Annotated in this window: 1 protein-coding gene and 1 pseudogene; both read left to right on the plus strand. The window is 76.8% G+C overall.

From position 1 onward, the window contains the following. On the plus strand, positions 1-1,597 hold a 1,597-nt coding region (locus tag STRTUCAR8_RS04040; protein ID WP_006374154.1), incomplete at its 5' end, for an FtsX-like permease family protein. A 53-nt stretch (positions 1,598-1,650) separates the two neighbouring features. Then, positions 1,651-2,474, plus strand: a pseudogene (locus STRTUCAR8_RS04045) (ABC transporter permease); the annotation flags it as partial.

The raw sequence follows: 2,474 nt of genomic DNA on the forward strand, positions 1-2,474 counted from the left end.
GCAGAGCGCGTCCTGGCACCGGTCCCAGGCCGACCAGGCCGACTTCCGGGCGGGCGCCGAGGTGCGCGTACTGACCGCCGGGAGCGGCGGTGTGGGCCGTACGGACGTCTACGCGGCCCTTCCCCACGTCGACGCGGTCGCCCCCGCGGTCCGTGGCACCGTGTCACTCTCCGGCAGCCGTACCGCGACCGTCGTGGCCCTGAACACGGCGGAGGCGGCCGGGGCCGTGCTGGCGCGGAGTGATCTGACGAAGGGGCCGCTGCTCGCCGGGCTCGCGCCGCGCGGAGCGCCCGCCGGTATCGGCGTACCGGCGGGCACGGCGCGGCTCACGCTGACCGCCACCCTGCACAGCAGCACGCCGGGGCCGGGCGCGGACGTCACGCTCACCGTGCGGGACCGGCACGGGACGTCGTACGAGATACCGTCCGGCAGCCTCGCCGCCGACGGCCGCCCGCACCCGCTGACCCCCGATCTGAACGGCGCCCGGGGCCCGTTGGCGCTGACCGGACTCACCATGACCCTGTCGCAGCCGGCCGACCGCGCCGACCGGCACCGTCTGGTCCTCGGCGCGCTCACGGCGACCGCGGGCGACGGTGACGTCCGGCGGCTGACCCTGCCGACGAAGTGGGCGACGGCGTTCGAGGCCGACTCCGTGGCCTTCGCCCCCGACGACAGCGCCCGGCCGACCCGCCCCCGGATCACGTCGACGGCACCGCTGACCATGACGTACAGCACCGGATACCTGCCGCCGGACGTCCCGCCGACCTCCATGCCCCTGGAGGTCCACCTGAAGGTCCCCCAGCCGGCGGCGCCCGAGATCCGCGCGGTCGCCACCCAGCGGTTCCTCACCGCGTCCGGCGCGCGCGAGGGCCAGCGCGTGGAGGTGACGTTCGACGGCCGTTCCGTGCCCGTACGTATCGTCCGTACGGCGAGCGCCCTGCCCACGACGGAGACCACCGCGCCGGACGGCGGGGCCCTGCTGGTCGATCTGCCGGCCGTCGACCGGGTGTTGCAGGCCCGCTACGGGACCGGGCTCGCGCCCACCGAGTGGTGGCTGCGGACATCCGCGCCCGCTGCCGCCGCCGCCGTGCGGGGCCTGCCCGATGTCGAGCCGGAGCAGGTGGTGGTGCGCGACGAGACTGCGGCGGAGCTGCGCGACGACCCGTTCGGGGCGGCCCCGGAGGCCGCGCTGATCGCGGCGGCCGGGGTGACGGTGCTCTTCGCCTCGCTCGGCTTCGCGGTGAGCTCGGCGGGTGCGATGCGGGCCCGGGACGGCGAGTTCGCCGTACTGCGCGCCCTGGGGGCACCGCGCCGCCGGCTGGTCCGGCTGGTCGCCGTGGAGCACGGTGTGCTGGTCGCGCTGGCGCTGCTGGTCGGCACGGCCCTGGGCGCGGTGCTGACGTACGCGCTGGTTCCGCTCGTCGTCCTGACCGGGCAGGCCACCCGGCCGCTGCCGCCGGTGCTGGTCGAACTCCCGCCCCTGCGGCTGGCCGTCCTGCTGGCGGCCCTCGCCGCGGGCCCCGCCCTAGTGACCGTGGCCCTCGCGCTTCGGCGGGCGAAACCCGTGTCGACTCTCAGGGACGAGGTGACGCAGTGACCGCGCAGCCGGAGCCCGCTGAAAGCGGGGGGACGAGGACCGTATCGCCGCGCGTGCGGGCCCGCCTGAGGGCCTTCGCCGGTACGTCGGTGGCCCTCGCGCTGCTGGTGGCGGTGACCGCCGCGCTGGCCGCCGCCTACCCGCGTGCCGTCGACCGGTACGGGGACGCGGGGCTGCGCCGGGCGGTCGAGCAGGCCTTTCCCGACCGGACGACCGTGCAGGTGGACGCCCCGCCACCCTGGACGGACACCGTCACGGAGGCCGAGGCCGCCCTGCGCCCCGGTCCGCTGGCCGCCGTGCGGGCCGAGATCCTCGCCACCCCGAGGGCACCGCTGGTTCCCGACCGGGCGCAGTCGGCGTACGGCGTACGCACGACCGTCGGCATGGTGGCGTCCGACGCCTGGCTTCCCCAGCCCGCCGGCATCCCCGCCCAGCTGACGCTCGCCGCCCAGCAGGACCTGGCCGCCCACGCCCGGATCCACTCGGGCCGGCTGCCACGCACCACGGGCGGACCGGTGACGGCGGCGAGCGCTGAGGTCGAGGCCGCCGTCACCACGGACACCGCCCGCACGCTTCACATCCGGGTGGGATCCGTGATCCACCTGCCGAACTCGGCAGGGCCGCCGCTCGCCGTCCGGATCACCGGGATCGTCGTCCCGCGCACCCCCGCGGGCGCCTACTGGTCGACGCTGCCGGTGCTGCGTACGCCCGCGCTGAGCCGTCTGCCCGGCAGTGCGCTGTCGGAGGTCTACTGGCTCGGCGGCCTGCTCCTCGCCCCCGACGCAGGGCCGGCGCTGCTGGGCACCCTCGGCCGTCCGCTCCGCTACTGGCAGGTGGCCCCCGACGCCGCCGCCCTGCGTGGCCGGGATCTCGACCG

It is taken from the genome of Streptomyces turgidiscabies Car8, from assembly GCF_000331005.1.
GTDB lineage: Bacteria > Actinomycetota > Actinomycetes > Streptomycetales > Streptomycetaceae > Streptomyces > Streptomyces turgidiscabies.